At 71.2% G+C, this 25266-nt stretch carries 23 protein-coding genes; 12 read left to right on the forward strand and 11 right to left on the reverse strand.

Features of this window, described 5'->3' with window-relative positions; genetic code table 11:
* Nucleotides 1-46 precede the first annotated feature (46 nt).
* A complete protein-coding gene (locus ABZ808_RS07920) occupies nucleotides 47-694 on the forward strand; it encodes a TetR/AcrR family transcriptional regulator (RefSeq protein ID WP_357002397.1) in 648 nt (215 codons plus the stop codon).
* A gap of 1 nt (nucleotide 695) precedes the next feature.
* On the opposite strand, the gene ABZ808_RS07925 is transcribed toward ABZ808_RS07920, so the two are convergent.
* Together ABZ808_RS07925 and ABZ808_RS07930 are read right to left on the reverse strand one after the other, a co-directional pair.
* Entirely contained in the window at nucleotides 696-3461 is a 2766-nt protein-coding gene (locus tag ABZ808_RS07925) for an AMP-binding protein (RefSeq protein ID WP_357002399.1), read from the reverse strand.
* 4 nt (nucleotides 3462-3465) lie between these two features.
* The gene (locus tag ABZ808_RS07930) at nucleotides 3466-4629 is read right to left on the reverse strand and encodes an acetyl-CoA C-acyltransferase (protein ID WP_357002401.1); all 1164 of its coding nucleotides are present in this window, start codon (nucleotides 4627-4629) and stop codon (nucleotides 3466-3468) included.
* Between the two features lie 179 nt (nucleotides 4630-4808).
* On the opposite strand from ABZ808_RS07930, the gene ABZ808_RS07935 reads away from it, so the two are divergent.
* From ABZ808_RS07935 to ABZ808_RS07980, 10 genes are all read left to right on the forward strand, one after another.
* Nucleotides 4809-6020: an acyl-CoA dehydrogenase family protein gene (locus ABZ808_RS07935; RefSeq protein WP_357002403.1), complete on the forward strand. Its 1212-nt coding sequence runs from the start codon at nucleotides 4809-4811 to the stop codon at nucleotides 6018-6020.
* A gap of 16 nt (nucleotides 6021-6036) precedes the next feature.
* The gene (locus tag ABZ808_RS07940) at nucleotides 6037-9315 is read left to right on the forward strand and encodes a carboxyl transferase domain-containing protein (protein WP_357002405.1); all 3279 of its coding nucleotides are present in this window, start codon (nucleotides 6037-6039) and stop codon (nucleotides 9313-9315) included.
* Nucleotides 9316-9344: 29 nt separating this feature from the next.
* Entirely contained in the window at nucleotides 9345-10319 is a 975-nt protein-coding gene (locus ABZ808_RS07945; protein ID WP_357002408.1) for an NADPH:quinone oxidoreductase family protein, read from the forward strand.
* A gap of 10 nt (nucleotides 10320-10329) precedes the next feature.
* Nucleotides 10330-11118, forward strand: coding sequence for an SDR family oxidoreductase (locus tag ABZ808_RS07950; protein WP_357002410.1), 789 nt, complete (start codon nucleotides 10330-10332; stop codon nucleotides 11116-11118).
* Nucleotides 11111-11866 (forward strand): SDR family oxidoreductase, encoded by a 756-nt coding sequence (locus ABZ808_RS07955; RefSeq protein WP_357002412.1) that lies wholly within the window; start codon nucleotides 11111-11113, stop codon nucleotides 11864-11866. The genes ABZ808_RS07950 and ABZ808_RS07955 overlap by 8 nt, the downstream gene beginning before the upstream one ends.
* Nucleotides 11863-12315, forward strand: coding sequence for a MaoC family dehydratase (locus tag ABZ808_RS07960; RefSeq protein ID WP_357002414.1), 453 nt, complete (start codon nucleotides 11863-11865; stop codon nucleotides 12313-12315). The genes ABZ808_RS07955 and ABZ808_RS07960 overlap by 4 nt, the downstream gene beginning before the upstream one ends.
* A gap of 50 nt (nucleotides 12316-12365) precedes the next feature.
* Entirely contained in the window at nucleotides 12366-13133 is a 768-nt protein-coding gene (locus ABZ808_RS07965; RefSeq protein ID WP_357002416.1) for an SDR family oxidoreductase, read from the forward strand.
* A 1-nt stretch (nucleotide 13134) separates the two neighbouring features.
* The gene (locus tag ABZ808_RS07970; RefSeq protein ID WP_357002418.1) at nucleotides 13135-14160 is read left to right on the forward strand and encodes a phosphotransferase family protein; all 1026 of its coding nucleotides are present in this window, start codon (nucleotides 13135-13137) and stop codon (nucleotides 14158-14160) included.
* Between the two features lie 107 nt (nucleotides 14161-14267).
* Nucleotides 14268-16259, forward strand: a complete 1992-nt coding sequence (locus ABZ808_RS07975; protein ID WP_357002420.1) for an acyl-CoA dehydrogenase — start codon at nucleotides 14268-14270, stop codon at nucleotides 16257-16259.
* A gap of 86 nt (nucleotides 16260-16345) precedes the next feature.
* Nucleotides 16346-16810, forward strand: coding sequence for a hypothetical protein (locus ABZ808_RS07980; RefSeq protein ID WP_357002422.1), 465 nt, complete (start codon nucleotides 16346-16348; stop codon nucleotides 16808-16810).
* 20 nt (nucleotides 16811-16830) lie between these two features.
* On the opposite strand, the gene ABZ808_RS07985 is transcribed toward ABZ808_RS07980, so the two are convergent.
* The 4 genes from ABZ808_RS07985 to ABZ808_RS08000 form a co-directional block, all read right to left on the reverse strand.
* Nucleotides 16831-17547, reverse strand: a complete 717-nt coding sequence (locus tag ABZ808_RS07985; RefSeq protein ID WP_357002424.1) for an alpha/beta hydrolase — start codon at nucleotides 17545-17547, stop codon at nucleotides 16831-16833.
* A 147-nt stretch (nucleotides 17548-17694) separates the two neighbouring features.
* Nucleotides 17695-18762, reverse strand: a complete 1068-nt coding sequence (locus tag ABZ808_RS07990; protein ID WP_357002426.1) for a glycosyltransferase family 2 protein — start codon at nucleotides 18760-18762, stop codon at nucleotides 17695-17697.
* A 48-nt stretch (nucleotides 18763-18810) separates the two neighbouring features.
* A complete protein-coding gene (locus ABZ808_RS07995) occupies nucleotides 18811-20655 on the reverse strand; it encodes a hypothetical protein (RefSeq protein WP_357002428.1) in 1845 nt (614 codons plus the stop codon).
* Nucleotides 20618-21004, reverse strand: a complete 387-nt coding sequence (locus ABZ808_RS08000) for a hypothetical protein (RefSeq protein ID WP_357002430.1) — start codon at nucleotides 21002-21004, stop codon at nucleotides 20618-20620. The genes ABZ808_RS07995 and ABZ808_RS08000 overlap by 38 nt, the downstream gene beginning before the upstream one ends.
* Here ABZ808_RS08000 and ABZ808_RS08005 point away from each other — a divergent pair.
* Nucleotides 20987-21823: an MBL fold metallo-hydrolase gene (locus ABZ808_RS08005; RefSeq protein WP_357002432.1), complete on the forward strand. Its 837-nt coding sequence runs from the start codon at nucleotides 20987-20989 to the stop codon at nucleotides 21821-21823. The genes ABZ808_RS08000 and ABZ808_RS08005 overlap by 18 nt on opposite strands.
* A 32-nt stretch (nucleotides 21824-21855) precedes the next feature.
* Here ABZ808_RS08005 and ABZ808_RS08010 read toward each other — a convergent pair whose 3' ends face one another.
* The 5 genes from ABZ808_RS08010 to ABZ808_RS08030 all read right to left on the reverse strand — a co-directional run bounded on the left by ABZ808_RS08010 (nucleotide 21856) and on the right by ABZ808_RS08030 (nucleotide 25266).
* Nucleotides 21856-22863 (reverse strand): 1-aminocyclopropane-1-carboxylate deaminase, encoded by a 1008-nt coding sequence (locus ABZ808_RS08010; RefSeq protein ID WP_357002435.1) that lies wholly within the window; start codon nucleotides 22861-22863, stop codon nucleotides 21856-21858.
* Nucleotides 22864-23128: 265 nt separating this feature from the next.
* A complete protein-coding gene (locus tag ABZ808_RS08015) occupies nucleotides 23129-23809 on the reverse strand; it encodes a GntR family transcriptional regulator (RefSeq protein WP_357002437.1) in 681 nt (226 codons plus the stop codon).
* 101 nt (nucleotides 23810-23910) lie between these two features.
* Nucleotides 23911-24276 (reverse strand): nuclear transport factor 2 family protein, encoded by a 366-nt coding sequence (locus ABZ808_RS08020; RefSeq protein ID WP_357002440.1) that lies wholly within the window; start codon nucleotides 24274-24276, stop codon nucleotides 23911-23913.
* A gap of 82 nt (nucleotides 24277-24358) precedes the next feature.
* Nucleotides 24359-24682: a GyrI-like domain-containing protein gene (locus tag ABZ808_RS08025; RefSeq protein ID WP_357002824.1), complete on the reverse strand. Its 324-nt coding sequence runs from the start codon at nucleotides 24680-24682 to the stop codon at nucleotides 24359-24361.
* Complete coding sequence (locus ABZ808_RS08030; protein ID WP_357002442.1) at nucleotides 24679-25266, reverse strand: TetR/AcrR family transcriptional regulator; 588 nt, start codon at nucleotides 25264-25266, stop codon at nucleotides 24679-24681. Before ABZ808_RS08030 ends, ABZ808_RS08025 begins: the two co-directional genes overlap by 4 nt.

Below are 25266 nucleotides of genomic sequence, written 5' to 3' on the forward strand. Positions count from 1 at the left end.
GTCGACCCCGGCCGACCGGGCGACACGAGATCGAATGGGGCGACGAGTGACCAACAGGACCACCACGCCGGCGAGTCCGGACGGTGCGGCGACGCAGTCGAAGCGCTATCTGGAGCGTCGCGCCAAGCTGGTGGAGGGTGCCCACCGGGTCTTCGAGCGGGACGGGTTCATCGATGCCCGGATCACCGACATCGCGAAGGAGGTCGGCCTGGCGCACGGCTCGTTCTACACGTACTTCTCCTCCAAGGAAGAGATCTTCCGGGTCGTCGCCGAGCAGATCCAGGCCGAGATGTTCGACGGCCACCGCAGCGGGTCGGCCGACCTCACGCCGTATCAGCGGATCGAGGCAGCGAACCGCCGCTACCTGGAGTCCTACCGCCGGCACAGCCGGATCATGGCAATCATCGAGCAGGTGTCGACGTTCAACGACGACATCCACGCGATCCGCGAGTCCCGGGCGCAGCAGACCATGGGCCGGACCGAACGGTCGATCCGCAGGCTCCAGGCCGAGGGCTTCGCCGACCCGGACCTCGACCCGCACCTGAGCGCCGTCGCCCTCACCTCGATGCTCAGCCGGTTCGCGTACCTGTGGATGGGCGCCGACGCCGGCCCGGACTACGAGTTCGACCTCGACGCCGCGGTCGACGGCCTGACCCGGTTGTGGGCCAACGCGATCGGGCTCAAGAGAGACTGACTCAGGGCGGGCCGGCCGGCCGCACCTCCTTCGGCATCCCGAGCAGGCGCTCGGCCACCACGTTGCGCAGCACCTGCGTGGTGCCGGCGTAGATGGTCCCGGGTCGGGCGTTGTAGAAGATGTCGACCCACGAGGCCGAGCTGATCGGCGCCCCGGCCGCGTCCGGGCCGCCGTAGCCCAACTCCAGCACGCGCCCGGTCGGCGTGGTGGCCTCCGGCCCGAGGATCTCCAGGGCGAGCTCGGTCACCGCCTGATGGTGCGCGCTCCACTGCAACTTGAACAGGGCGGCGTCCCCTGCCGCGTCGACCCCGGTGAGCCCGCCGCCGGCCAGCCGCCGGCCGAGCGCGTCCATCACCTCGATCCGGACGTACGCGGCGGCCAGGCCGTCGCGGACCCAGGCCCGCTCCAGCATGCCGTTCTCGCGTGCGGTGCGGACCAGCCGCTCCCACTCCGCGCGGTAGCGGATGGCCTGGGTGGTGGCGGACTGCCCGCGCTCGTGGCCGAGCAGCGCCATGGCCACCGCCCAGCCCGCACCGACCGCACCGACCACGTCGGCGGCCACCGCGTCGGTGAGGAACACCTCGTTGAAGTGGGAGGCGCCGGAGAGTTGCCGGATCGGGCGGACCTCGACGCCCGGCTGGTCCAGTGGCACGAGCAGGAAGGTCAGGCCACGGTGCCGATCGGCGCGGGTCCCGGTGCGGGCCAGCACGAAGATCCAGGACGCCAGGTGCGCGTTCGAGGTCCAGATCTTCTGCCCGGTGAGCCGCCAGCGCCCGTCGGACCCGAGCACCGCGCGGGTCTGTACCGCGGCAAGGTCGGACCCGGCGCCCGGCTCGGAGAAGCCCTGGCACCACACGTCGGTGCCGTCGAGGATCCGGGGCAGGTAGTGGGCCTGCTGTTCGGGCGTTCCGAGCGCGAGCAGCGTGTTGCCGAGCATGTCGATGCCGAACGGGTCGTTACCGCTGCCGCTCGGCACCGCGGCTCGGGCGAACTCCTCCTGGAGCACCACCTGCTGGTCCGGGGTCAGACCGAGCCCGCCGTGCTCGACCGGCCAGCCCGGGGCGAGCAGGCGGTGCCGGGCCAGAACCGTGCGCCAGCGCGCGATCCAGGGGTGGAGTTCGTCGCTCCCGAGCGCCCCGAGGCCGCTCCAGCCCGGCGGGAGCTCCCGTTGCAGCAACGCGCGTACGGAGGCTCGGAACTCCGGTAGCCCGACGCCGGCTTCCAGGCCGCGCACGGGCAGGTACCGCTCCCGCAGGCGGTTCTTGGCAAGCTTGCCGGTGGGCAGCCGCGGCAGGGCCTCCACCACGAACACCGAACGCGGAATCTTGTGCCGGGCCAGCCGCCCGGCCAGGTACGCGAGCAACCCGGCCACGAGTTCGTCGTGGTCGGTCGTCGGATCGACCGGCTGGACCACCGCCACGACCTGTTCACCCAGCTCCTCGTCCGGGACGCCGAACACCGCGACGTCGACCACCGGCTCATAACCGATCACCGCGTTCTCGATCTCCTGCGGCGAGACGTTCACGCCTCCGGAGATGATCAGATAGTCCCGCCGGTCGGTGAGGTAGAGGTAGCCCGCGTCGTCGAGGTGCCCGATGTCGCCGAGCGTGGACCACTCCGGGCGTACCGGGTGCCGGGCCGCCGAGTTGTCGGCCCCACCGACGTACTCGAACTCGGACCGGCCGCCCTCGGATTCGAAGTACACCAGTCCGTCCTGTCCGGACGGCAGCTCGTCGCCCTCGGGGCCGCAGATGTGCACGCGGCAGCCGGCGATGGCGCGGCCCACCGACCCGGGGTGCGCCAGCCACTCCGGCGAGTCGATGAAGGTGGTGCCGTTGTCCTCGCTGCCGGCGTAGTACTCCAGCAGGATCGGCCCCAGCCAGTCGATCATCTGGCGCTTGACGTCGACGGCGCACGGTCCGGCACCGTGGATCATGACGGACAGCGAGTCGAGCACGGCCGTCCGGCGCCGGTCGGCGGGCACCCGCAGCAGGCGGACGAACATCGTGGGCACCATCAGCGCGTGCGTGATGCCGTACCGCTCGATCGCGGCCAGCGCGGCGTCCGCATCGAACCTGCGCATCAGCACGACGGTGCCGCCCGCCGCCGTGACGGTGCTGGAGAACGAGAGCGGCGCGGCGTGGTACAGCGGGGCCGGAGTCAGGAAGACCGAGTCGTCGGTGAACTTCCACAACTCCCTCAGCCAGCGCAGGAAATGCGGGTGCCCCTCCTGCACGGTGCGGCCGGACAGCTTGCGACGGACCCCCTTGGGCCGCCCGGTGCTGCCGGAGCTGTAGACCATCGCGACGCCCAGCGGCTCGTGCTCCAGCGGCTCGGCGGACGACCTGGCGAGCGTCTCGGCGTAGTCGTCGAAGCCCTCCAGCGGGCCACCGACCGCCAGCCGCAGCACCGTCCCCGCAGCGGCGGCGAGGGCCCCCGCGGCAGGCGCCGCCGCGTCCACCACCAGGGCCTTGGCCTCGCAGCTGTCGACGATCCAGGACGCCTCCTCGGCGGTCAGCGACGTGCCGACCGGGGTGAGGAAGAGCCCGGAGCGCATCGCCGCCCAGTACACCTCCAGGAAGCTGAGGTGGTTCGCCATCATCAGGGCGACGTGGTCGCCCGGACGCAGGCCGGCGTCCCACATCGCCCGGGCCAGCCGGCGGGAGGCGTCGTCCAACTGACCATAGGTGAGGGTCTCACCGGTCTCGGCGATCACGACGGCCGGTCGATCCGGCCACCGCAGCGCGTGAGCCGTGGGGTACGTCATCGCGTCACGCCATCCGCTCGACAGCCATGGCCATCCCCTGCCCGCCGCCGACGCACATCGTCTCGACGCCGACCGTACCGCCGGTGGCCTCGAGCCCGTTGAGCAGCGTGGTCATGATCCGGGCACCGGTCATGCCGAAGGGGTGACCCAGGGCGATCGCGCCGCCGTGCGGGTTGAGCTGGTCCTCCACCGAGATCTTCAGGGCGTCCACGACCGCCAGCACCTGCGCCGCGAACGCCTCGTTGAGCTCCAGCACGTCGACGTCCCGGACGGTCAGCCCGGTGCGGTCGAGCAGCCGGCGCACCGCCTCGATCGGGCCGACTCCCATGATCTCCGGTTCCAGGCCGGTGATCGCGCAGCCCAGGATCCGCGCCATGGGCTCGATCCCCAGGTCGCGGGCACGCTCGGCGGACATCACCACGACGGCCGCCGCGCCGTCGTTGAGCGGGCAGGAGTTGCCGGGCGTGACCCGCCCGTCCACCTTGAACGGGGTGGGAAGTCCGGCCAGCACGTCGAGGTCGACGTTGGCGCGCGGGCAGTCGTCCTGCTCCACGAACGTGCCGTCGGCCAGCGTGTACGGGCTGATCTCCCGGGCGAAGAAGCCGCGGTCGCGGGCGGCGACAGCGCGGTCCTGGGAGAGTTTGGCGTACTCGTCCATCCGGGCGCGGGAGATGTCGAACCGCTCGGCCACGTTCTCCGCCGTACGCCCCATCGTGATGTACGCGTCCGGCAGGAGGTCGACGCCGAAGCGGGGGTTCATGGCCGCGTCGTCGATGTGCGCGCTGGAGGTCCGGGAGACGCTCTCGACGCCGCCCGCGACGTACACGTCGCCCTCGCCGGCCATGATCGCGTTGGCCGCGATCCGGATCGCGTCCAGCGAGGAGGCGCACCCCCGGCTGACGGTGGTGCCGGTGACGGTGTCGGGCAGCCCGGCCAGCAGCGCGGCCAGTCGACCGATGTTCAGGCCCTGCTCCCCCGCCGGGTTCGCGGTGCCGACGATCACGTCGCTGATCTGGTCGGGGGTGACCGCGGGGACCTTCTCCAGGACCTGCGCGATGGCGAATCCGGCCAGGTCGTCCGGCCGTGCCTGACGGAGCGACCCCTTGTGGGCACGACCGACCGGCGTCCGTGCGGTGGCCACGATGACTGCTTCCCGGGCTGGCGCCACGTCGTCTCCATTCGTCGCGAAAAGGCCCGCGAACGGACCTGTCCGATTTCTTGACGCCGACGTCGACGTCGGATCTAATTTGAGCACCGGGACCGGGCCGACGCAACCATCCGGATCGTCGGAGACCCGGACTCACCTCCGCTTCCGACCGGTCCGCTCGACGACGCTTGGAGCTCCCCGTGGACTTCGCCTACTCGCCCACCTCCGCCGCCCTGCGAGAAACCCTGCTGACGTTCATGGACGAGTGCGTCTATCCGGCCGAGCCGGTGTACCGGCAACAGCTCGCCGACAGCGGCGACCCGCACTTCTTCCCTCCGGTGATGGAGGAGCTGAAGCGCGAGGCGCGCACCCGCGGCCTCTGGAACCTGTTCCTGCCGCACAAGACCCAGTGGACCGAGGGCCTGTCGAACCTCGACTACGCGCCGCTGGCCGAGATCCTGGGCCGCTCGCACATCGCCTCGCAGGCGCTGAACTGCTCGGCCCCGGACACCGGGAACATGGAACTGCTCACCATGTTCGGCACCGAGGAGCAGCAGAAGCAGTGGCTCCAGCCGCTGCTGGAGGGCGAGATCCGTTCCTGCTTCGCGATGACCGAACCGGCAGTGGCCAGCTCCGACGCCCGCAACATCCAGTGCTCGATCGTCCGCGACGGCGACGAGTACGTCATCAACGGCCACAAGTGGTGGATCTCCGGGGCCGGCGACGCCCGGTGCAAGCTCGCCATCGTGATGGGCAAGACCGACCCCGACGGCCCCACCTACCGGCAGCAGAGCATGGTCCTCGTGCCGCTGGACACCCCCGGCGTCACCCTCGTCCGCAGCCTCACCGTCATGGGCTACCAGGATCAGGAGGGGCACTGCGAGATCACGTTCGAAAACGTCCGGGTGCCGGTGACGAACCTGCTGGGCGAGGAGGGCGGCGGCTTCGCGATCGCCCAGGCGCGGCTCGGGCCGGGCCGGATCCACCACTGCATGCGCTCGATCGGGGCGGCCGAGCGCGCCCTGGAGCTGCTCTGCCAGCGGGTGACGTCCCGGGTGGCGTTCGGCGGCCCGCTCTCCGAGCAGGGCCAGATCCAGCGGTGGATCGCCGACGCGCGGATCGAGATCGACCAGGCGCGGCTCTACACGCTCTACACCGCCTGGCTGATGGACACCCAGGGCAACAAGGCCGCGCGGACCCAGATCTCCGGGATCAAGGTCATCGCTCCCAACGTCGCGCTCCGCGTGCTCGACCACGCCATCCAGGCGTTCGGCGCCGCCGGCCTCGGACCGGACACCCCACTGCCCAGCATGTACGCCCACCAGCGCACGCTGCGCTTCGCCGACGGCCCGGACGAGGTGCACCGGCGCTCGATCGCCCGCGCGGAGCTGCAGGCGCAGACATCCGCCTGACCGGGACGATGACGGCGTGGGCGACAACGCAGAGGAGCTGACCGTGGGGATCTACCCGGATCGCGTGCTGGTGGCCAACCGGGGCGAGGTGGCCGTCCGTGTGCTTCGGACGCTCGCCGACCTCGCCGTGCCGTCGGTGGCGGTGTACGCCGCCGACGACGACCGCTGCCTGCACGTACGCCGGGCGGACCAGGCGGTGCCGCTGCCCGGCGCCGGAGTCGGGGCGTACCTCGATCAGAACGCGCTGATCGAGGCCGCCCACGCTGCCGGAGCCACGGCCCTGCACCCCGGCTGGGGGTTCCTGAGCGAGAACGCCGAGTTCGCGCGCCGCTGCGCCGAGGCCGGGTTGGTGTTCGTCGGCCCGGCACCGCAGGTGCTGCGGGTGCTGGGCGACAAGACCGCGGCCCGCGCGGCGGCGGAGTCGGCCGGTATCCCCGTGGTGCCGGCGACCGGGCCGGCCACGCCGGACGAAGCGGCGACGTTCCTGGCCGGCGCGCCGGAGGGCATCATGCTCAAGGCCGTGGCCGGGGGCGGCGGACGCGGAATGCGGCCGGTCACCGACCCGGCCGATCTGGCCGCCGCGTTCGAGCGCTGCCGGTCCGAGGCGCTCGGCGCGTTCGGCGACGGCACCCTCTACGCCGAGCGGTTGCTCACCGGCCGCCGGCACATCGAGGTGCAGATCGTCGGTGACGGGACCGGCGCGGCCGTCGCCCTCGGTGACCGGGACTGCAGCCTGCAACGACGCCGGCAGAAGGTGGTGGAGCTCGCCCCGGCGCCCGGGCTGACCCCGGAGCTGCGCGACGCGTTGCGCAGTGCGGCGGTACGCCTGGCCGGCGGTCTGCGCTACCGCGGGGTCGGCACGGTCGAGTTCCTGGTCGGCAAGGACGACTTCGTCTTCCTGGAGGCCAATCCGCGGTTGCAGGTGGAGCACACGGTCACCGAGCAGGTGTTCGGCGTCGACCTGGTGGAGATCCAGCTACGCCTGGCCGCCGGGGCGGATCTGGCCGCGATCGGTCTTGCCGGCCCCGCGCCGGAGCCGGCCGGAACGGCGATCCAGCTGCGGGTGACCACCGAGACGGCCCGCCCGGACGGCGGCAGCCTGCCCGCCACCGGCGTACTCACCGCCTTCGACCCGCCCGCCGGCCGGGGCGTACGCACCGACACCCACGGCTACGCCGGCTACCGGGTCGGCACCGGGTACGACTCGCTGCTGGCCAAGGTGGTCGTCCACGAACCCGGCGGCGACCCGGCCGTGCTGCGGCGCAAGGCGTCCCGGGCGCTCGCGGAGTTCCGCGTCGAGGGCGTGGACACGAACATCGGCGTACTCGGGCGGCTTCTGCGACGGGCTGAGGTGACCGACGGGACCGCCACCACCGCCTTCCTCGACGAGCACGCCGCCGACCTGACCGCCGCGCCGGATGGCGAGCCGCTGTGGTTCCCGGGCGTCGACGCCGACCCGGCCGTCGCACCCGAGCCGGAGCGGGACGAGGACGGGATCGCGGTCCGGGCGCCGATGGAGGCCACGGTCATCGCGGTCCCGGCGGTCGAGGGCGACCAGGTGACCGCGACGTCCGTCCTGGTCGTACTCGAGGCGATGAAGATGGAGCACCAGGTCGAGGCCGGCGTGAGCGGCGTGGTGGACCGACTGCTGGTCACCGTCGGCCAGACCGTGCACCCCGGCACGGTGCTCGCCTCGCTGCTGGCCGGCGAGGTCGCGGCGACGGCGGTGGACACCATCACCGAGGCCGACCCGGACCTGATCCGCCCCGACCTGCGGCGCGTCCTGGACCGGCAGCACAAGACCCGCGACGAGGCGCGGCCGGACGCCGTGGCGAAGCGGCACGACCGCGGGCACCGCACCGCCCGGGAGAACCTCGCCGACCTCTGCGACCCGGGCAGCTTCGCCGAGTACGGCTCGCTGGTCCTCGCCGGTCAGCGGGCCCGGCGCAGCCTCGACGACCTGATCGACCGGACCCCCGCCGACGGTCTGGTGGCCGGCGTCGGCCAGATCAACCGCGCCGGCTGCGTGGTGATGGCCTACGACTACACCGTGCTGGCCGGCACCCAGGGCTACAACGGGCACCGCAAGAAGGACCGGCTCTTCGAACTGGCCGAACGCAACCGCTGGCCGGTCGTCATGTTCGCCGAGGGTGGGGGCGGTCGTCCGGGCGACACCGAGAACCCGGGCGTGGCCAACCTGGACACCCGCGCGTTCGCCCTGCTCGCCCGGCTCAGCGGGCTGGTGCCGACGGTGTCGGTGGTGACCGGCAAGTGCTTCGCCGGCAACGCCGCCCTTGTCGCGTGCAGCGACTTCATCGTGGCCACCCCGGACGCCAACATCGGGATGGCCGGGCCGGCGATGATCGAGGGTGGCGGCCTCGGCGTGTACCGCCCGGAGGAGATCGGGCCGACCTCGGTACACGCCGTCAACGGCGTGGTCGACCTGGTGGTCCCCGACGACGCGGCGGCCGTGCACGCCACCCGCCGATACCTCTCCTACTTCCAGGGCCGGCTCGACACCTGGGAGGAGCCGGACCAGCGCGCGTTGCGCCACGCGGTGCCGGAGAACCGACGGCGGACGTACGACGTCCGCACCGTGATCGACACGCTGGCCGACCGGGACTCGGTGCTGGAACTCCGACGCGAGCACGGCGTCGGGATGATCACCGCGCTGATCCGGATAGCGGGCCGCGCGGTGGGGCTCATCGCCAACAACCCGCGCCACCTCGGCGGCGCCATCGACGCCGAGGGCGGCAGCAAGGCCGCCCGGTTCATGGAACTCTGCGACGCGTTCGACCTGCCGATCGTCTCGCTCTGCGACACGCCGGGTTTCATGGTCGGCCCGGCGGCCGAGGAGACCGCGCAGGTGCGGCACTTCGGTCGGATGTTCCTGGCCGGCGCCAGCCTGACCGTGCCGATGGTCACGGTGGTGCTGCGCAAGGGGTACGGGCTGGGCGCGCAGGCAATGGCCCGCGGCGGCTTCTACGAGCCGGAGCTGACACTGTCGTGGCCCACTGGCGAGTTCGGCGGAATGGGCCTGGAGGGCGCGGTACGGCTCGGCTACCGCAAGGAGTTGGACGCGGTCGCCGACCCGGACGAGCGCGAGACGCTCTACCAGCGGCTGGTGGCGCAGATGTACGAACGAGGCAGCGCACTGAACATCGCCAGCGTGTTCGAAGTGGACGACGTGATCGACCCGGCGCAGACCCGGGACCGGATCACCGGTGTGCTGGACGCGGCACCGCCGCCGGCGCCCCGGGCCGGGAAGAAGCGGCCCCTGGTCCCCGCATGGTGACCGGGCCGGCAGGACAAGGAGGAGGCCGAATGAAGGCGTGGCAGGTGACCCGGCTGGGCGAGCCCGCGGACGTCCTGGAGTGGACCGACGTGCCGCCGCCCCCGGCGCCCGACGGCGCACTTCGGGTCGCGGTCGAGGCGGTGGCCCTGAACTTCCCCGACGTGCTGCTGTGCCGGGGCGAGTACCAGGACAAGCCAGAACTCCCGTTCACGCCCGGCGCGGAGGTGTGCGGGCGCATCGTGGACGGGCCGAGGGCCGGCGAACGGGTGCTGGCCGCACCCGAACTGCCGTACGGCGGGCTCGCCGAACAGGTGGTCGTCGCGCCGCACCGGGTGTTCGCCATCCCGGACGACCTGCCCGCCGAGAAGGCGGCGTCCATGCTGATCACCTACCAGACCGGCTACGTCGGCCTGCACACCCGAGCCCGGCTGGAGCCCGGCGAGTGGCTGCTGGTGCACGCCGGCGCCGGCGGCGTCGGGTCGGCGGCGATCCAGATCGGCAAGGCGGCGGGCGCCCGGGTGATCGCCACGGCGGGCGGGCCGGACAAGGTGCGGGTGTGCCGGGACCTCGGCGCGGACGTGGTCGTCGACTACCTGTCCGAGGACTTCGTGCCGGTGGTCAAGGAGGTCACGGGCGGGGCCGGCGCCGACGTCATCTACGACTCGGTCGGCGGCGACGTCTTCGACAAGAGCCGCAGGTGCGTCGCCTTCGAGGGCCGGATCGTCGTGGTCGGCTTCGCGGGCGGCCGGATCGCCCAGGCGCCCACCAACCACGCCCTGATCAAGAACTACAGCGTGGTCGGCCTGTACTGGGGGCTGTACCACGTCAAGAACCCGGCCGTGATCGCCAGCACCCACGAGCGGCTGGTCGAGCTGTGGCACCAGGGGCTCGTCGATCCCCTGGTCAGTGAGGTGCTCCCGATGAGCGCCGCCCCGTCCGCCCTGGCCAATCTCGGCGACCGCCGCACCGTCGGCAAGGTCGTGCTGGTCAACAACCCCAACTGAGGACGTACGCATGAGTGAACAGGATCTGGTCCGCGACCGGTGCGTGGTGGTCACCGGCGGCGGCAACGGTATCGGCCGGGCGATCGCCCGAAAGATGGCGGCCCAGGGCGCCCGCGTCGTCGTCGGCGACCTGGACCCCGCCGCGGCCGAACGGGTCGCGGCCGAGGTCGGCGGCGTGGCGGTGGGCGGCGACGTGTCGACCGACGAGGGCGTGGCGCGGTTGCTGAGCGCCGCCGGCCGGGTCGACGTCTTTTTCGCCAACGCCGGGGTCGGTGTCGGGAAGGGCATCGACACACCCGACGCCGACTGGCACACCGCCATCGAGGTAAACGTCATGGCCCACGTCCGCGCGGCACGCGCGCTGATCCCCGGCTGGCTGGAATCGGGCGGCGGCCGGTTCGTGGTGACCGCCTCGGCGGCGGGGCTGCTCACCATGCTGGGCAGCGCGCCGTACTCGGTGTCGAAGCACGCGGCCGTCTCGTTCGCCGAGTGGCTCTCGGTCACCTACGGGCATCGCGGCATCACCGTGCAGGCGCTCTGCCCGCAGGGGGTGAGGACGAAGATGCTCGACGACTCGGGCGAGTTCCGGGACCTGCTGAGCCACGACGTCGCGCTGGAGCCCGAGCAGGTCGCCGAGGTGGTCTGGGAGGCGTTGCACGATGACCGGTTCCTGATCCTCCCGCACCCCGAGGTGCAGCGATACTACGAAAACCGCGCGGCCCGGACCGACGCCTGGCTGACCGGCATGCGCAAGCTCCAGAAGCGCTTCGACGACACGGCGGCGGTGCACCATGGCTGAGCGCAAGGTAGCCGTCGTCACCGGGGCGGCACGCGGAATCGGGGCGGCTGTGGCCAGCCGGCTCGGCGCGGACGGCTACGCCGTGGCCGTCTGGGACCTGGACGCCGACGGATGCGACACGATGGTGGCCGACCTGGGCGAGCGGGGAGTCCCCGCGTACGCGGTGGTCGCGGACGTGTCCGACGAGGCGGCCGTCGAGGCCGGTGTCGAGCAGATCGCGCAGCGGCTGGGCCCACCGGTGGCGCTGGTCAACAACGCCGGCGTCCTGCGCGACAACCTGCTGTTCAAGATGTCCTCCGCCGACTGGGACACGGTTCTCGGGGTGCACGTCCGGGGCGCCTTCCTGATGAGCCGGGCGGTCCAGGCGCACATGGTCCGGCAGCGGTGGGGGCGGATCGTCTCGTTGTCCAGCACCTCGGCGTACGGCAACCGGGGTCAGGCGAACTACTCGGCGGCGAAGGCGGCGTTGCAGGGCCTGACCAAGACGCTCGCCATCGAGCTCGGCCCGTTCGGGATCACCGCGAACGCGGTGGCGCCGGGCTTCGTGCAGACCGAGATGACAGCGGCGACCGCACGCCGGATCGGCCGCCCGTTCGACGAGTTGATCGCCGAGGCGGCGGCCGGGATCCCGGTCCGCCGGGTGGGGCAGCCGCAGGACATCGCCGAGGCGGTCTCGTTCTTCCTGGGGGAACGGGCCGGCTACATCAGCGGCCAGGTGCTCGACGTGGCGGGCGGGCCGCAGCGATGAGGGTCTTCACCGGCATCGAGGAGTTGCGCGCGGCGGTCGGCGAGCACCTGGGCCACAGCGACTGGCACCTCGTCACGCAGCGGCAGGTCGACACGTTCGCCGAGGCCACCGGCGACCACCAGTGGATCCACGTGGACCCGGAGCGGGCAGCCGGCGGGCCGTTCGGCGCGACCATCGCGCACGGCTTCCTCACCCTGTCGCTGATCCCCACGCTGGCCGCGCAGGTGTACCGGGTGGACGGGATGAGCATGGGCGTGAACTACGGCTCGGACCGGCTGCGGTTCCCCGCCCCGGTGCCCGTCGGCTCGCGGATCCGTGCCGGGGTGACCCTCACCGGGGTGCACGAGGCCCGGCGCGGTTTCCAGGTCACCTCGGACATCCAGATCGACCTGGAGGCGGGCGGGCCGCCGGCATGTGTGGTCGCCGCCATCTCACTGCTCGTCCCCTGACCCGAACTCATCGATCCCTGACCCGGAACTCAGAAACAGGAGCGAATCGCGTGCAGGATTCTTTCGAGGGCCGAACCGCCGTGGTCACCGGCGCGTCGCGCGGGATCGGTCTCGCCGTCGCCCGGGAGTGGCACGACCGTGGCGGGAACGTGGTGCTCACCGCCCGTACCGCCGAGGCCGCCGAGGCAGCCGCCGCCACGCTCGGCGAACGGGCGCTCGGGTTCGGCGCGCACGTCACCAGAGAGGACCGGGCCCAGGCCTGCCTGGAGGCCACCCTGGAGCACTTCGGACGCATCGACGTGCTGGTGAACAACGCCGGGACGAACCCGGCGTTCGGACCGGTCGTCGAGCAGGACCACGGGCGCTTCGCGAAGCTGATGGACGTCAACCTGTGGGGTCCGCTGTTGTGGACCTCGCTGGCCTGGCGGCTGTGGATGCGCGACAACGGCGGCGCGATCGTCAACGTGGCGTCGCTGGGCGGCATGGCGGTGAGCCCCGATCTCGGCCTCTACCACGTCTCCAAGGCGGCGCTGATCCACCTGACCCGGCAACTGGCCCTGGAACTCGCGCCGGGGGTACGGGTCAACGCCGTCGCGCCGGGCGTGGTGCGGACCCGGCTGGCCGAGGCGCTGTGGAAGGAGAACGAGGCCGACGTGAACGCCGTGACCCCGCTCGGGCGGATCGGCGAACCCGTCGACGTGGCGGAGCTGGTGGTCTTTCTGGCCTCCCGCTCGGCGTCCTGGATCACCGGGGAAACCGTCCTCGTCGATGGTGGGCAACTGCTCACCGGCTCCGCCGTCGACCCGGTCGGCGCCTGAGATGGCCCTGGATGTCACCGCGCTCGGGCACTGGCTGCGACAGTCGGGGCAGGACGTGGTCGAGCCCCTGACCGCCAACCGGATCGGCCTCGGCCAGTCCAACCTCACCTATCTGCTGACCGATGCGGCGGGCTGGCGCGGGGTGGCCCGTCGCCCGCCGCTCGGGCACCTCCTCGCCTCGGCGCACGACGTCGCCCGCGAGCACCGCATCCTGGCCGCGCTGGGCCGGACCGGCGTGCCGGTCCCCGGCGTCCTGGGCCTGTGCCGCGACGACCGGGTGGCGGACGTTCCGGTGCTGATCGTCGAGCACGTCGACGGTCTCGTGGTGGACCGGTTGGAAACCGCCGAGGCGATGACGCCCGACCTGCGTCGCGCCGTCGGCCTCGAACTGGGCCGGGTGCTCGCCGACCTGCACGCCGTCGACCCGGCCGAGGTGGGCCTGCACGATCTGGCCAGCCATTCCCCGTACGCGCCCCGGCAGTTGAAACGGTGGTCCCGACAGTGGGCCGACAGCCGTACCCGTGAACTGCCCGAGTTGGAGAAGCTGACCGCCCTGCTGCGGGACCGGGTCCCCGAGCCCGGTGACCTGGTGCTCGTGCACGGCGACTTCCACCTGGTCAACCTGATCGTGGACCCGTCGTCGGGTGCCGTCCGCGCGGTGCTGGACTGGGAACTCTCCACTCTCGGCGACCCGTTGGCCGACCTCGGCAGCCTGCTCGCCTACTGGCAGGAGCCGGGCGACCCGCCGCTGGGCCTGTTCAACGCCTCCCGCCTACCCGGCTTCCCGTCCCGAGCCGAGGTGACCGCCGCCTACGCCGAGCGGTCCGGCCGTGACCTGGCCGCGCTCCCCTTCTGGCACGTGCTCGGCCTGTGGAAGGTGGCCATCATCCTGGAGGGCGTGTACCGCCGTGCGCTCGACGAACCGGCGAACGCCGCGCAACCGGGCTCCCTCCCGGACCGTGACGTCGTCGACCGTCTCGTCTCCCAGGCCTGGTCCGTCGCGTACGAGACGGGCTTGGCCGATTAGGGTGTCCCGTCTCACCGCGGTCTCTCCGGGTGGTGGGCGGTAGCGGCCCGGTAGTCTTGATTGGGACCGGACTGTACCTATATGTCCCACGCACCGGAGGGGTGACCATGCCCGATCACGTGTCCGACCGCATCGACCTCGCCCGCCTGCAGGAAATGCTCGACGGACCGTGGGCCAAGGTGCGCAACGCGCACCGGGACCACCTCGACGAGCGCTTCCTTCCGGTGTACGGCGAGACCGGCGACCAGGCACGTGAGCGGATCACCCGGCTGCTCACCGAACTCCCCGTCGAGCTGGGCATGGCGTCGGCCTTCCCCACCGAGTACGGCGGCAGCTCCGACGTCGGCGGCTCGATCGTCGCCAGCGAGATGCTGGCGCAGGTCGACCTGTCGCTGATGGTCAAGGCGGGCGTGCAGTGGGGTCTGTTCGGCGGCGCGGTCCAGGCCCTCGGCACCCAGCGGCACCACGACGCCTATCTACGGGACATCATCTCGGGCACGATCTTCGGCTGCTTCGCGATGACCGAGACCGGCCACGGCTCCGACGTCCAGCAGCTGCGCACCACCTGCACGTACGACCCGCAGACGCAGACCTTCGACCTGCACACCCCGCACGAGGCGGCCCGGAAGGACTACATCGGCAACGCGGCCCGGGACGGGCGGATGGCGGTGGTCTTCGCGCAGCTGATCACCGACGGGCAGCGGCACGGCGTCCACGCGTGGCTGGTCCCGATCCGCGACGAGCGGGGCAACCCGCTGTCCGGCGTGACAATCGGCGACGCCGGGCCCAAGGCCGGCCTGCTCGGCGTGGACAACGGCCGGCTCAGCTTCGACCACGTGCGAGTGCCACGGGACATGCTGTTGGACCGCTACGGTCAGGTCGCCGCGGACGGCGCCTACTCCAGCCCGATCGAGAACGACTCCCGGCGCTTCTTCACGATGCTCGGCACCCTGGTCCGGGGCCGGGTGAGCGTGGGCGGCGCCGCGGCGGCGGCCACCAAGTCGGCGCTGACCATCGCGGTGCGCTACGGCGACATCCGCCGCCAGTTCGACACGCCCGACGCCGACCGGGAGGTGCTGCTCAACGACTACCTGGCCCACCAGCGCAAGCTGCTGCCCGCCCTGGCCACCACGTACGCGCTGCACTTCGCCCAGGCCGAGCTGGTCGCCGCGCTGAGCGAGGTGCAGGGCGGCGGCGGACCGGTCGACGAGCACCGGCAACGGGAGTTGGAGTCCCGGGCCGCCGGCCTGAAGGCCGCACAGACCTGGCACGCGACCCGCACCATCCAGACGTGTCGCGAGGCGTGTGGCGGTGCCGGCTACCTGGCCGAGAACCGGCTACCCAGCCTCAAGGCCGACACCGACGTGTTCACCACGTTCGAGGGTGACAACACGGTGCTGCTGCAACTGGTCGCCAAGGGGCTGCTCACCGGCTACCGCGACGAGTTCGGCTCGTTGGACGGCTGGGGGCGTGCCTCCTTCGTCGCCGAGCAGGTCCGCGAGATGGTGCTGGAGCGCACCGCCGCGCGGTCGCTCATCGAGCGGCTGATCAGCGCCGTGCCCGGTCGCGACGACGAGGTCGCCGTCACCGACCGCGGCTGGCAGCTCAAGGTCTTCGAGGACCGCGAGAAGCACCTCCTCGACGGCGCGGTCCGCCGCCTGCGCAACGGCGCGGCCACGAAGAAGGACCGTCCCTTCGACATCTTCAACGACGTTCAGGACCACGTCCTCGCCGTCGCCGCCGCGCACATCGACCGGGTCACCCTGGAGGCGTTCGTCGCCGGTATCGCAGACACCGCGGACCCGGCGGTCCAGGCGCTGCTCTCCCGGGTCTGTGACCTGTACGCGCTCAGCGTCATCGAGGCCAACAAGGGATGGCTCCTGGAGCACGGCCGTCTCACCCCGGCCCGCGCCAAGGCGATCACCGGCGTGGTGAACGGTCTGCTCAAGGAGCTACGCCCGCACATGCGGACACTCGTGGACGGTTTCGCCATCCCGGACACGTGGCTGCACTGCGCCGTCCTGCGCGAGGAACCCCACCGGCAGGAGGCCATGGCCGCCCATGACGCCGCCGGTGACCCGCAGGCGGTCCGGGCGTAGGAGCGCCGTCGCCGCGTTGCCGCAACCTTTGCGGGCCGGAGGGCGTGTTGTGGGAAATCACCGCTCCTGCTGGCACCGGAGGAATGATGACCCCGACCGCGCTCCGCGCCCTCGTGCCCGTCGCCCTGCTGGCGGGCCTGGCGGCCTGCACCAGCGCCTCCCCCACTCCCGAGGCCGAGGGAAGCACCGCACCAGCCTCGGGTGCGGCGCTCCCCTCGGCCTCGAACGACACGGCGGCGACCCGCAGCGCCACGTCACCGACGCCCCGCACCACCGAGAAGGGCTGTCCGGTCAGCGCAGCGACCCTACAGAGGGCATCGGGGCTGACGAGCACCACCCACCGGATCGACCCCGATCACATCAAGTGCGCCGGGCGGTGGGCCACCGCCGGGGTGATCGCCGTCGACCCCGCAACCCAGGGCGACGGAGTGTTCCTGTTCGAGTACGTCGACAGCAGGTGGAAGAAGCTGGATGAGGGCAGCGCGCTCGAATGCAGCCCGTACGGCATCCCGAACGAGATCGGCGACCAGATCGGCTGCCACGACCGCTGAGGTCTCCGCTCGTCGGGGCGTCAGCCACCCACGCCACGGACCGCCTCGATGATCGTCTCGGCGACCTCGCTCGACCGGACCACCGCCATCGCGTGCGAGCCGCCGGCGATCTCACGCTGGCCCCGCGGGTTCGCCCGCTCGGCCATGAACCGATGCGCGGCGACCGGGATGTTCATGTCGGCGTCCCCGAACACGAACCAACTGGGCAGCGATCGCCAGGCGGGGTCGCCGGAGAGCCCGTCACCGAGGGCCGTTTCGGTGATCGGCCGCTGGGTTCGGGCCATCAGCACGGCCAGGTCGGCGGGCACGTCCGCGGCGAACTGCGCGTGGTAGGCGTCCTGGCCGATCGCCACCTCGTTGCCACCCGTGGACAGCGGATACTGCACCAGCGTGTCGGCGAGCGTGCTGCCGGGGAACTGCCCGGACAGCCCCAGCGCCGATTCGCCGGTGTCCGGGCAGAGGGCGTTGACGTACACGAGGGCGCGCACCGTTGGATCGCCCGCGGCGGCCTGCGTGATGACCATGCCGCCGTACGAGTGGCCGACGAGGATGACCGGGCCGCCGATCCCGCCCATCACATCCCGGACGTACGCGGCGTCGGCCGCGACGCTCCGCAGCGGGTTCGCGACGGCGACCACGTCGTACGCGGCACCCAGGCGATCGATCACACCGTTCCAGCTCGCCGACTCGGCGAACGCACCGTGGACGAGGACGATGGTGGGCTGCGGATCGGGCATCGCACGCACTCCTTACTCCGTGGCTGTTGACCCACCGGCCGCGGCGGTCCGCATGAATACCCGACACACGAGCGTGAAACATCCACCTGCCTCTGTAGGGCACGCCAGGTCAGCGCCGGCAACACCCCTTCGCGCCGCGTCGCCCCGTCAGGGATTTCCCGGCCGTCGACCGTCGGGAGGACGGCGGGACGGATCCTCCGGGACCGGGACCACCCGCTGGTCCCGGTCGGTCGACCGCGCCGAGGGCTGGTGCGGCAGCCGTGACGCGTCGCCGGTCTCGGCGACCAGACGCTCGGTCTCCTGCACCAGATAGTGCGGTCGGCGCTTGGTCTCGTAGTAAATCCGGCCGATGTACTCGCCGATCACGCCCAGGATCATCATCTGGATGCCGCCGAGCCCGATCACGCTGACGATGATGGTGGTGTAACCGGGAACGTCGATGCCCTTTTCGATGGCGTCCGCGACCACCCAGGCCATGTAGCCCACCGCGATGAGGGTGAGAAACAGGCCCCCGTAGATCGCCAGACGCAGCGGGCGGTTGTTGAACGACAGCAGGCCGTCGAAGGCGTAGTTGAAGAGCTTGCTGAACGTCCACCTGCTCTTGCCCGTCTGCCGGGTCTCGTTGTGATGCGCCACCACCACCGTCCGGAACCCGATCCAGGAGAACATTCCCTTGGAGAACCGGTTGTATTCGGGCATCGCGAGGATCGCGTCCACCGCGAGTCGGGACAGCAGCCGGAAGTCACCCGCCCCGTCCTGCAGGCGCACGTCGATCCACCAGTTGACCACGCGGTAGAAGGACCGCGAGGCGACCATGCGTATGAACCGGTCGCCGCGCCGGTCCCGGCGGGCGATCACCTGGTCGAAGCCCTGCCGGTACAGCGTGACCATCTCGGGCAGCAGCCGTGGCGGGTGCTGGAGGTCGGCGTCCATGATGACGACCGCATCACCGGTGGCCCGCTGCAGGCCGGCGAGCATCGCCGCCTCCTTGCCGAAGTTGCGGCTCAGCGACGTGTAGCAGACAGCGGGGTCGGCGGCGGCGAGTCGACGCAGCGCCGCGAGGGTGCCGTCCTCGCTGCCGTCGTCGACGTACACCACCTCGACGTCCACGTCGGACAACTCGGCGAGCGCGGCTGTCACGCTCTCGTGCAGCCGCTCGACCGACGCTTCCTCGTTGAAGCAGGGAACCACGACGGACAGGCGCATCGTCGTCACCCCGCCCGGCCCGTGCCCAGGCGCCCACCGGCGCCGGCACGCCCTTGCTCAGAGGCGATAGACCAACACACCATCAAGATCCTCTCGGGTGATGCCCAGTCCGTCGACCGGCCGGGCCTCGATGCCCTCCCACGGCGTCCCCGCTGCGCGGCTCGGCACGGCGACGACCGACCGCACGCCGATCCCCCGCAGGTACGCCACGCTGCCCGCGTCGGGGAACGACTCCACCGCGATCCGGGTCTGCGCCTGGGTGACCGGCTCGAATCCTGCCAGCCCGTTGGTCACCCGTGGGAACCCGTCGGTCGTCCACAACATGTACGTCAGGTCGCCGACGCCGCCGGCGGGGAGCACCAGCATCGGTTCCTGCGCTGACCGCATCGCGGCCGGCGGCTGCGGCACGGTCGGGTGGGGTGTCCGGTTGACGCCCTCCAGGGTGACCAGTGCCAGCGGCACGAGCAGGACCAGCGGCATGACGATCCGCGTCCAGCGGCGCGGCGACGTCTGGCCCGACGGCTCAGCCAGCTCCGTCTGGCCCGACGGCTCGGTCAACGCCGCCTGGCCCGACGGCTGGGCCAGCGCCGTCACCAGGCCGGCGGCCAGCACCGCCAGCAGAAGGCTGATCCAATGCATCATCCGGCCCGGTGTGCGCAACGCGTCCCAGCCGGGCAGGTGCACGGACAGGGTCAGATAGCCGGGATCCCCGTCCCCACCAAGGGTGGCGCCCAGGCCCAGCAGCACCGCGCCGAGCACGCCGAGCCCCAGCGCGACCCGGTGCCAGGGCCGGTAGACCGAGACGAACAGCCCCGCCGCCGCCAGCCCGATCAGCGTCATCCCCGGCAGCAGCGCCATCTCCGGTGGCCAGGACAACTGCTCCCGTGCGGCGGCGTGCGCCTCGCCCCACACCCACGAGTCGGCCGGCGCGGTGACGAACCCGATCAGCGGAGGGGAGAACATCTTCGTCCAGTCCAGCGTCCGCTCGGCCTGCGGGTTGATGTCGACAACGCGCAGGTAGACCAGACCGAGCAGCAGCGTCACCGCGCCGAACGCGGCACCGCCGGCCAGATCCGCGAGCAGCAGCCGCCGGCCGAACGGCGGGCGTTCCCGCTTGCGCCACCAGGACCAGCCGTAGCAGCCGGCCGCCACGAGCACTGCGCCCAGCAGGAAGTAGACAAGCGGCAGCCCGATGCCGAAGCCGAGGGTGACCTGCCAGGCAGCGACCAGCCACCCGGCCAACGCCCAGCCGGGCCGTCGTCGCTCCGGCCGGTATCCGTGGCGCAGCGACCAGCCGTGGCCACGGGCCAGCATCGCCAGGGCCAGCGCGATTCCCCCGCTGGACAGGATGTTCAGGTGGCCGGAGTGCGCCAACCGCCAGGGCGCGTACGCCCACGCGATGCCGGCGACTGCCCCGCCCCACCGGCTCGCTCCGAGCTGCCGGGTCAGCGCGTACGCCCCGAGGAACGCCAGTGCGTGCAGCAACACGTACAGCACGTTGTACCGGATCACGGCGGCCTCGAAGCCGGAACCGATCATCCCGAACGGGGCGTAGCCGAGCAGGGTGTCGCTGTAAACGTACGTGTATCTCTCGGGGTAGAACGTGTTCGAGTGCCAGAGGTCGGCCGGGCTGTTCACGAGGGCGTGGCCCGCCCAGGCGACCTGCCACGCCTGCAACGTCGGGTCGCCGAGGTCACCGGGGATCGTGCTCGCCGGATGCCGCAGTGTCGGCCAGGTCAGCACCACGGCCAGCAGCAGGCTGCCCAGTGTCGCCAAGGTCCATTCGTGGCGGGGCCAGCGCCAGCGCCATCGGCTCCGTCCGCCCGGAACCTGGTCGTCTGACGTCTGTTCGGGGCTCGCACTCTCAACTGTTGGCCGAGCGCCGGTGGACCGGATATTCACAAGATGGATGTTCTCCAATATTTTTGGCGTTGTCCACCGACTGCCCGATCCGTGGATCTACGCGCGGTGACGTGACCCGCCACAGGCCGCGATGTTTGCCCTGCGGCCGGGCCGGACGAACGTCGGCGTGCTCGGCCTGGACAACGGCAGCTACGAGCTGGCCGACGATTGTCACGCATAGGTGCCGCCGGGTCGGGAAGTGCCGGTAGCGAGTGCCGAAGCCCACGCCGGCGCGCCGGACGACCTCGTCGAACGGCGCGTCGGTCCTGCGGTCGATGGTGATCAGCGACGAGGACGCGTCGAGCCCGGACCACGAAACTGGGGAGCTGCGATGGAGTACGCCGTTCATCACGTACGCCGGCCGAGTATGACCCGTGACCTGCCGTACGGTCCGCAGGACCTGCTGTGGGTCGCCAACACCGCCACGCTCCTGGTGGGCGAGAGCGACGCGGTGCTCGTCGACACCTACGTCACGGTGGAGCAGAATCAGCAGTTGATCGACTGGGTACGGTCGTTCGGGCGGAGGCTGACCCACGTCTACGTCACCCACGGCCACGGCGACCACTTCTTCGGGCTCGGCCAGATAGCGGAGGCGTTCCCGGGTGTGCGGGCGGTCGCCACCGAGGCGACCGCGGCGGCGGCCGAGGTCCAGGCCGGGCCCGACATGGTCAGTTCGTTCTGGGAACGGCTGTTCCCCGGTCAGATCCCGGCCCAGCTGGCGACTCCGCAGCCGCTGGCCGACGATCACCTCGACCTCGAAGGTCAGAGGTTGGAGATCGTTGAGACCGGCTTCAGCGACACGGCGGGGAGCACGGTCGTGTGGGTGCCCGATCTCCGGTTGATCGTGGGCGGCGACGTCGTCTACAACGACACCCATCCGTACCAGTCTGAGAGCACCATCGCGACACGCCAGGAGTGGGCCGCGACGCTCGATCGGCTGCGGGAGCGCGACCCCGCCGCCGTGGTGGCCGGGCACAAGAACCCGGCCCAGCCCGACGATCCGCGAATCCTCGCCGACACGGCCGCCTACCTGCGGGAGTTCGCCGAGCTCGACGCCCGTACCGCCACCGCCGAAGAGTTGTACGCCGCGATGCTCGATCGGCATCCCCGGCGGCTCAACCCCGGCTCCCTCTGGGGTGCCGCGAAGCAGGCGAAGCAGGCGCCCTAGTGCTCGACGTGGTGGGCTCGGTGGGGTGACAGCTACTCGAACACGCTGCTGTAGGCGTTGATGGCCGGCTGGCCGCCGAGGTGGGCGTACAGGACGTTCGAGTCGCGGGGAATGTCGCCGTTGCGAACGAGGTCGATCAGCCCGGCCATCGACTTCCCCTCGTACACCGGGTCGATGATCATGCCTTCCAGCCGGCCGGTGAGCCGGATGGCGTCCAGGGTGGACTCCACGGGAATGCCGTAGAGGTCGCCGGCCCAGCCTTCCAGCACGGTGATCTCGTCGTCGCGCAGATCACGGCCGAGCCCGATGAGCGCGGCGGTGTTGTGGGCGATCTTCGCCACCTGGGTCCGGGTCGCGTCGATCGTGGCGGACGCGTCGATGCCGAGCACCCGCCGCGGCCGGTCCTGACCGGCGAACCCGGCGATCATGCCGGCGTGGGTGCTGCCGGTCACGCTGCACACGATGATCGTGTCGAAGAAGACACCGAGCTCCTGTTCCTGCCGCTGCACCTCGTAGGCCCAGTTCGCGAAGCCGAGGCCGCCGAGCGGGTGGTCGGACGCGCCAGCCGGGATCGCGTACGGCGTACCGCCGGCGGCACGGACATCGTCGAGCGCCTGATGCCAGCTCTGTTTGAAGCCGATGCCGAACCCGTCCCGCACGAGGCGTACGTCGGCGCCCATGATCCGCGACAGCAGGATGTTGCCGACCTTGTCGTTGACCGGGTCCGGCCAGTCCACCCAGCTCTCCTGCACGAGGACGGCCTTGAGCCCGGCCCGGGCGGCGACCGCGGCCACCTGACGGGTGTGGTTCGACTGGATGCCGCCGATGCTGACCAGGGTGTCGGCGCCCTGCTTCAGCGCGTCCGGCAGCAGGTACTCCAGCTTGCGGGTCTTGTTACCGCCGAAGGCCAGACCGCTGTTGCAGTCCTCCCGCTTCGCCCAGATCCGGGCACCGCCGAGGTGGTCACTGAGCCGGTCCAACGGATGGATCGGGCTGGGGCCGAACAGCAGCGGGTAACGCTCGAACGCGTCGAGGGGCATGGGCATTCCTTCCTCAGAGGGTCTCGAGCAGGAACTGCGCGCGAGGGCCGGCGCCGCCCCTCCGTCGATGTCACCAGCCTGGCCAGCGCCATCGACATGCAATATATTGCGTACTGCTCGCGCAGCTGTCAAGGAGAAGTCGACCCGGCCGAGGTGGACGGGACCACGGAATGACCACGATGGAGAGGAATCGTCAACGGTGCGCCGCGATGGCGGGCGCTACGAGCAGCGGGCGTGCCTCAGCGACGCCGAGGCGACGGATGCCTCATCGCGCGGGCGCGTCGTCAGACGCCCCGAAATCGAAGAGCGGATCCAGGCTCAACCAATTGTCCCGGGCGGCCAACGCGGCTCGCTCGGCATCGCCGGCCTCGCACAGAACGATGATGCGTTCATGCAGAGCGACCGAATCACGCCCGTTCAGCGAGGAGAAGCGCAGTCGTTCGAGCCGTCGCAGAATCGGCGTGAACTGCTCCAGCACCGACCTGATCGCCGAATTGGCGGAGGCCGTCACCGCTACGCGGTGGAATTCGTCGTCCGAGGCGATCGCCGCGTCGACATCGCCCGTCCGCAGAGCTGCCGCGAACCGCCGGTTGGCCGCCCGCATGGACTCGATCTCCTCGGCGGACAGATTGGGCACAGCCTGACGCACGGCCAACTCGTGCATCGCCGCAGTGACCGACTGCGCTGCCCGCGCGGCCTGGACGTCCAGCGGAGTGACCATCGTGTAGCGGCCGGGCTTGGTCTGGACCAGGCCCGCCTCCTCAAGCCGGGCCAGAGCCTCCCGCACCGGGGTGCGACTCACGCCCAGCCACTGCGCCAGATCCGCATCGTTGAGCCGCTCCCCCGGCGCCAGGGTGCCATCGACAATCGCGTCCCGGATGGTCCGGTACGCGTTGTCCCGCAGCAGGGCACGCGGGATCACACCCTGACGCTCGGGGATCGGCATGCAACATATCCCACACCGCGTCGGACCAGCCGTCAACGAGTGACGCGCCACTACCGATGCAGCTCTCCTCGGAAGAGAGTCAAGGGACGTGACGGCGTCGACTACGGTTCGATCACCAGCCGGGTGATCAGGGCGCCTTCCAGGGCGAACCGATAGTGAAGGTCGACCGACCCGCCCGGGAAGTTCCCTTCCAGGTGCTGAACGACATCGATGTGCGCCTCTCCGGTCCTGGCGGCACCAACGAACTCCGTGGTGTACGTGTACTCGCTGGCCCCGCTGTCCAGCCACGCCCGGATCTCGTCCCGGCCCCGGTAGGTACGGCCCTCGTCGGTCACCGCGGCGTCGGCGGCGAAGACGCTGATGGCTGCCTCCGTGTCGCGAGCCTGGTGCGCGGGGAGGTACGCCCTGATCGGGGCCGGCAGGTCCTCCCAGGAGATGACGGTGCCTCGGCCTGCGTTCGTTTCCATCCCTGCACGGTCCGGTCTCCCCCGGCGGGAGAGTCAAGAGGGCAGACGGGCTCCTCGTTCCGCAGCCCCGTGGCGGAGGCCGTCAGCCGGAGGTGAGACGGAAGACCGGCCAACCGAGCTCGGTCCGCCACCGCGTGGGGTCCCCGGTGTCCCGGGGGCCAACGAGGTATGTCTCGTCAACGGGCCCGGCGACGCCCAGCGCGTGGGAGACCACCCAGGCGCCCAGGCGGCCGTACGTGACGTCGATGTCGTCGTGTGGCCCCACGTGGACCACCACGGCGAGATCGACCGGCGGCAGGTCGACAACCTCGATCCGGCCAGGTTCCGCACGCTCAGATGACTCAGCGTGGCGAACTCGCCGATGGTCAAGCCCTTTCGCATGGTCACAGTGTCGCCGGTTCCTCAGGCCTCAGGGGTGAGCGTCTCCCACAGGTGTGGGTGCCGTGTCAGGTGTAGCAGCCGCTGCGCAAGCCGTCGGTTGGCGGACGTCCGCGTCGAGGCGCCCCACAGCGGTGCGGTGCTCATCCCGTCCACTGCTGCCACCACCAGCGCCAGCACGTCGGCGGGCAGCCCGTCAGCGGCAAGTGCCGCCTCCAGCCGTTCCGCGTCGGCCCGGGCGAGTTCGGCGACCGCGGGCAGGGTCATGAGCTGAGTAATCAGGGCAAGAGATTCGCGGGCCGCTGCTTCGTCACCGTCCGGCGCCAGTGCCGCCCGGACGTAGGCCCGGGTCAACCGTCCAGGCGCGGTGTCCGACGGGTCCAGTGCGGCGTCGACGCTGGCCTGGAAGGCGGCGAGCTGATCACGGGCCAATTCCAGGATCAACTCGTCCTTGCTGGCGAAGTGGTAGATCAGCCCGCCCTTCGACACGCCGGCGAAGCGGGCGATCTCGTCCAGCGACGCGTGGATCCCACGGACACGGACGGCGTCGGCGGCCGCGTCCAGCAACGCCCGTCGGGTGTCGTGCGGTGACCGCCCAGCTGTGCGTCCCAC

Origin of the sequence: Micromonospora sp. NPDC047527 (genome assembly GCF_040643015.1) — a bacterium.
In the GTDB taxonomy this organism is placed as follows: Bacteria; Actinomycetota; Actinomycetes; order Mycobacteriales; family Micromonosporaceae; genus Micromonospora.